The organism is uncultured Anaerococcus sp., assembly GCF_963510575.1.
GTDB lineage: Bacteria > Bacillota > Clostridia > Tissierellales > Peptoniphilaceae > Anaerococcus.
In genome coordinates, this window is record NZ_CAUPFR010000103.1 from 1 (window position 1) to 5,514 (window position 5,514).

The 5,514-nt window shown below is 39.0% G+C and carries 6 protein-coding genes; all 6 read right to left on the reverse strand.

Going from position 1 to position 5,514, the window contains the following annotated elements:
• Positions 1–13 precede the first annotated feature (13 nt).
• The 6 genes from RQ907_RS07250 to uvrA all read right to left on the reverse strand — a co-directional run bounded on the left by RQ907_RS07250 (position 14) and on the right by uvrA (position 5,187).
• Positions 14–463, reverse strand: coding sequence for an acylglycerol kinase family protein (locus RQ907_RS07250; RefSeq protein WP_311492708.1), 450 nt, complete (start codon positions 461–463; stop codon positions 14–16).
• Between the two features lie 71 nt (positions 464–534).
• On the reverse strand, positions 535–1,155 hold the full coding sequence (locus RQ907_RS07255) for a hypothetical protein (RefSeq protein WP_311492709.1): 621 nt from the start codon (positions 1,153–1,155) through the stop codon (positions 535–537).
• Positions 1,152–1,691, reverse strand: coding sequence for a DUF4256 domain-containing protein (locus tag RQ907_RS07260; protein ID WP_311492710.1), 540 nt, complete (start codon positions 1,689–1,691; stop codon positions 1,152–1,154). Before RQ907_RS07260 ends, RQ907_RS07255 begins: the two co-directional genes overlap by 4 nt.
• On the reverse strand, positions 1,691–1,987 hold the full coding sequence (locus tag RQ907_RS07265; RefSeq protein ID WP_311492711.1) for a nitrous oxide-stimulated promoter family protein: 297 nt from the start codon (positions 1,985–1,987) through the stop codon (positions 1,691–1,693). Before RQ907_RS07265 ends, RQ907_RS07260 begins: the two co-directional genes overlap by 1 nt.
• Positions 1,987–2,265, reverse strand: a complete 279-nt coding sequence (locus RQ907_RS07270; protein ID WP_311492712.1) for a hypothetical protein — start codon at positions 2,263–2,265, stop codon at positions 1,987–1,989. The genes RQ907_RS07265 and RQ907_RS07270 overlap by 1 nt, the downstream gene beginning before the upstream one ends.
• 102 nt (positions 2,266–2,367) lie before the next feature.
• Positions 2,368–5,187: an excinuclease ABC subunit UvrA gene (gene uvrA, locus RQ907_RS07275; RefSeq protein WP_311492713.1), complete on the reverse strand. Its 2,820-nt coding sequence runs from the start codon at positions 5,185–5,187 to the stop codon at positions 2,368–2,370.
• Between the last annotated feature and the right edge of the window lie 327 nt (positions 5,188–5,514).

A 5,514-nucleotide genomic window follows, 5' to 3' on the forward strand; every position in this document is an offset into this window, starting at 1 on the left:
TTATATTTTTGACTTACTGGTCGGTTGAAAAAGATATATAAGATAGGGCTCCAAAGGCTGCAACATAGACAAAATACTTATCATCAATTTTGCCTACGTCTATCCTTTTTACCTTGCCTCTTACGGCAGTTTTTGTTGCCTTTTCTATGTCTGATGAAATATTAATTGTCTTTGAAAAATCGTTGGTTGACCCTGTTGGAATGTAGGAAATAACAGGGTCTATGTCTGCTTTTAGGGCACCTGAAACAGCTTCATCTAGGGTGCCGTCACCACCAGAAATTAGGATTTCTTCAAAGTATTGACCGTATTTTTCAACAACTTCCCTGCAATCGCCAGATTTTTGGGTGGCGTAAACTGTAGGAAAGATTCCCTTTGATGATAGGTATTCGATTATCCATGACAACTTATCGTTGATGGCTCTTTGACCGGAATTTGGATTGTAAATAAATAGTAATTTTCCCATATTTAATTCTTTCTTTTCTATTTTAGCTTTGATGACCTTAAATTTAGGTTAAGTTTAAAACTTTGCTCAAATTATGGATTTTGGCTAAATACTTCGCCGTCAGTCTTGTTATAGATTATAAAGCCCCTGGTTTTCTCCCCGTCAAGGCTTGTTTTTTTGGCGATTTCTATAAGCCTTTGATCTTTATCAAGTTTTTTTATATGGCAACCTGGCCTATAAAGTAGGTAGCTGGCTTCTGGATTTAGGCCCAAGGCAAAGTTCACATTGTAGTATATATCGTCGTGAGCGCCTTCTTTGCTGGTGATTTTAAATGATTTTAGCTTTAGCTTGTAGGTGTAATCATCAAGAGCCTCTGTTATTTCAAACCTACCTTCAAAGTTTGAAGAGTGAATTTCCTCTCCACCATAAGAACTGGCTGCCTTCCAGCTTAGGCCATAATCTTGTCCATCCGAAGCGATTTTACCAAAATAATCTCCCCTAAAAGTCCCCTTGTTTTCAAAAATTATCTTTGTTTGCCCTGTATTTCCCCCGTAATTTCTTATGAGGGTTTGACCCTTTAATTTTTCGTAAAAAAGATTTATCACAGATTGAAAATCAACTTCCTTGTAGGTTTGTTTTTTATTTTCAATAGGCTTTCGATTGATACAACCACTTAGGATTAGCAAGGCTAAGACCACTATGCCTTTTCTCATATTTCTATATAGGCCCTAAAACCCCTGTCCTTATAATAAGAACCAGGGCTGTTGTAGTAAACAAAAATCCTATCAAAACGCCTGCCTGCAAAGAGGGCTCCACCCTTGACTCTAATATCATCTGGAGTTTTTATCCAAGATGTAGTTTTAGTATCAAATGTTGCAATTTCAGCAAGGGCTATATATTTTTCTTCGCTTAGAAGTTTTATCCCAAAATCTCCTATTTCTTCTTCAACAGAAGATACTGGGGCGTTTTCTTTTCTCTCTTGTCTAGCTTTTTTGTCATAGCAAAGGCTTCTCCTGCCAACTGGGCTCTTATCAGCCAAATCAACATAAACTAGGCCCTTAAAAATTTCTAAGTCTACAAGGTCTGGTTCACCACCTGTTTCTTCCATAGCAAAGATTGCATCATATAGGTCTGGATTGTTTAGGATAGAAGACTTGACAAAATCCCACTTGATATTTGGATGCCTATCCATATTATCCTTAAATCTCTTTTCTATAGTGTCCATAAAGGCTCTATCGTATTTTTCCACTATTTACTCCTTATATTTTCTACTAAGTGTCTAAGTGCAAGTGTTGGTGCGTAAAAAATCATGCGTGGACCTGCGTATTTCATTACTTTCTTAATCATTGCCCTGTGGTTTTTATCGTAGCAATGGATTTTACAAGCTGAACAAAAAGGCTTGGCGTCACCGTGGGGACATGCGCTTAATCTTTTTGCTACATAGGTCTTAAGCTTTTCTCTTTCAGCATTTTCTGCCTGGTGTCTATCGTAGTAGAGGTCAATCATGAAGTCCACCATGCTTAGACCCCTGTCAGTTTTTTTCATTACTTGTCTTCTGCAAGTTTTTTGATAGCATCTAGGTCTGTTGGGTCTTCGATTCCCGCTTCTTTTAATAGGCCTATAAGGCTATCTGTAGATTCGCTTAGTTTGTCAGTAATTTCTGCAAGTTCCTTATCAAGATTTACTTCTGTAGGTTCTTCCTTTTTTGGCTCATCTACATAGAAAACCCTGCCAGTTTTTGGGTCAAAACCAACTGTTCCTGATGTGTTGTCTTTTATATCTATATCATTTCTATCTTTGTTATCGTTTTTTGCTTCTAACATAAGTACTCCTTTATCGTTTATATATTTATTTTATCATCTTTTACCTATAAATTAAAGCTTATACAATTTTATTAGGAAAAATCGCCCCGTCTGGGACGACTTTTATTTCAATAATTTTTTGAGATATTGACCTGTGTAGGATTCTTTGACCTTGGCAATTTCTTCCGGAGTTCCAGTGGCAACTAGGTTTCCACCTCCGTCTCCACCTTCTGGTCCCAGGTCTATTATATAGTCTGAAACCTTGATTACATCAAGATTGTGCTCAATTACTACAACTGTATTATTTTGATCTACAAGCCTATTTAAGACTTCTATGAGCTTGTGAACATCAGCTGTGTGAAGACCTGTTGTTGGCTCATCTAGGATGTAGAGGGTTTGCCCTGTCGAAACCTTGGCAAGTTCTGTGGCAAGTTTTACCCTTTGGGCCTCACCACCAGATAATTCTGTTGAAGGCTGGCCGATTTTGATATAGCCAAGTCCCACATCGTAGAGGGTTTGGAGTTTCCTTACGATTGGAAGGTGGTTTTCAAAAAATTCTATGCCTTCTTCTACAGTCATATCTAGGACTTCAGAAATATCCTTCCCCTTATATTTTACTTCAAGAGTTTCCCTGTTGTACCTTTTGCCGTGGCAAACCTCGCAAGGAACGTAAACATCAGGCAAAAACATCATGTCAACCTTGATTGTGCCATCACCCTTGCAGGCCTCGCACCTTCCGCCTTTGACATTGAAGGAAAATCTTCCCTTTTGGAAGCCTTTCATCTTGGCTTGGTTGGTCATGGCAAAGACGTCACGGATGGCATCAAAAACCTTGGTGTAGGTCGCTGGATTTGACCTTGGAGTCCTACCTATTGGCGACTGATCGATGGCAATTACCTTGTCAATTTGATCGAGACCCTTGATTTTCTTGTGGGCTCCAGCGTGAACCTTGGATTTATTTATTTTCCTGGTTGCCATCTTATATAAAATTTCATTCACAAGTGAAGACTTACCAGAACCAGAAACTCCTGTCACAGTTGTCAGAGTCCCAAGTGGGAATTTCACGTCAATATTTTTGAGGTTATTTTCCGCCGCTCCGATTACTTCTATAAATTTATCAGATTTTCTGCGATTTTTTGGCACTTCAATCTTTTTTCTACCTGCCAGATAATCCCCAGTTAGGGAATCCTTGCAGGCCATAATATCTTCTAAAGAACCCTTGGCAACAATTTCTCCCCCGTGGATTCCAGCCCTTGGGCCAATATCAACAATATAATCAGCTGCCCTCATGGTATCCTCATCGTGTTCCACAATTATAAGTGTATTGCCAATGTCTGTGAGGTTTCGTAGAGATTTTATTAACTTGTCATTATCCCTTTGGTGAAGGCCAATCGAAGGCTCATCCAAAACATAGGATACTCCAACAAGGCCAGAACCAATCTGGGTTGCAAGCCTTATTCTCTGGCTCTCACCACCGGAAAGGGTTGAAGCAGTACGGTTTAGGGTTAAGTATGAAAGACCAACGTCATTTAAAAACCTAAGTCTACCCTTAATTTCCTTAATAATTAGCTCTGCAATTTGCTCTTTCATTTCAGAAAGTTCGAGATTTTCAAAAAATTCAATAGATTTGGCCACAGAAAGACGGGTTAATTCTGAAATGTTTAGGCCACCAACTTTGATAGAAAGAACCTCTGGTTTTAGCCTATCTCCATGGCAAACTCTACACTCCTCTTCACCCATGTATTCTTCAAATTTTTTCTTTTGGGAATCAGAATTAGTCCTTTGATACCTATCCCAGATATTTTGGATAGCACCCTCAAAAATCCCCTTGTAGCGTTTTCTGCCCGAAAAATGAGATTCAAAAACAAAGGACAAATCATAATCAGTTCCATATAAGATATCGTGGATAAGACCTTCCGGCGCATCTTCCAGAGGAGCATCATATGGATAATCATAATGGTCAGCAATGGCCCTTAGGACCTCGTAATAATAAGTCCCCTTGGCAGAAGTCGCATAAGCTTCAACTGCACCTTGGTTTATAGACAAGCTCCTATCTGGAATAATGAGGTCCTTATCCACTTGAAGGTGGAAACCCAGACCATTACACTCAGGACACATCCCAATCGGAGCATTAAATGAAAACATATTTGGAGTAATCTCAGGTAGGGATACATGACCTTCTGGACAAGCAAGTTTTGAAGACAAAAGCATCTCTTCTCCCCCAATCACATCCACAACTACAAGGCCATCAGCAAGTCCAATCACTGTTTCAAGAGAATCTGCAATTCTCGATTCGATTCCCTCTTTCATCTTAATCCTATCCACGATTACAGAAATGTCGTGTTTTTTATTTTTATCAAGGTCTATATCATCCTCGATTTCATATCTTTCCCCATCTATAATCACACGGACAAAACCGTCTTTTCTAATATTGGCCAAGGCATTTTTGTGTTGGCCCTTCTTGCCCCTAATAACCGGCGCAAGGAGTTGGATTTTAGTCCCTTCATCTAATTCCATAATCCTATCAACCATTTGGTCAACAGACTGGGCCACAATTGGCTTTCCACAAACCGGACAAAAAGCATCCCCAATTCTGGCATATAAAAGCCTGTAATAGTCGTAAATTTCAGTAACAGTAGCCACAGTAGAACGTGGATTCCTGTTGGTAGTCTTTTGGTCAATGGAAATAGAAGGCGATAAACCCTCGATAGAATCAACATCCGGCTTATCAATCCCACCCAAAAACTGCCTAGCATAGGACGAAAGACTCTCCACATAACGCCTCTGGCCCTCGGCATAAATAGTATCAAAGGCAAGAGTAGACTTACCAGAACCCGAAAGCCCAGTAAAAACAATCATCTCATCACGAGGGAGGGTTAAATCAATGTTTTTGAGATTGTTAGTCCTTGCTCCTTTTATAATAATATTATTATTTTCTTTCATCAGTATCCTTTCTTTTCTTTGTTAGCCGAGATTAATGGTAGTAAAAACTTTTAAATAAAAGTTTTTACGATTTTCAAAATTTCTCAAGGTGCAAAGCACCGAAGTAGAAATTTATGAAAAACCTTATGTAATTTTTTACAAGTGACGCGACGAATAGGAGCGTTAATTGTAAAAAGATTACGTTCCTTAATCTATTTTCTATTATTTTAATTTATCTTTATCTTTTATATTTTTATTCTACTTACAGTTGAATCTCCGTTCTAAGGGGGAAACCCAGGGGAACGTTCCGGACGTTCCCCAACCTGCCTCCCCAGACCCCACTCGGCT

Bases quoted from the DNA above. Each gene is read 5' to 3' on its own strand.
- RQ907_RS07250 (WP_311492708.1), bottom strand. From the start codon at position 463: ATGGGAAAATTACTATTTATTTACAATCCAAATTCCGGTCAAAGAGCC.
- RQ907_RS07255 (WP_311492709.1), bottom strand. From the start codon at position 1,155: ATGAGAAAAGGCATAGTGGTCTTAGCCTTGCTAATCCTAAGTGGTTGT.
- RQ907_RS07265 (WP_311492711.1), bottom strand. From the start codon at position 1,987: ATGAAAAAAACTGACAGGGGTCTAAGCATGGTGGACTTCATGATTGAC.
- RQ907_RS07270 (WP_311492712.1), bottom strand. From the start codon at position 2,265: ATGTTAGAAGCAAAAAACGATAACAAAGATAGAAATGATATAGATATA.
- uvrA (WP_311492713.1), bottom strand. From the start codon at position 5,187: ATGAAAGAAAATAATAATATTATTATAAAAGGAGCAAGGACTAACAAT.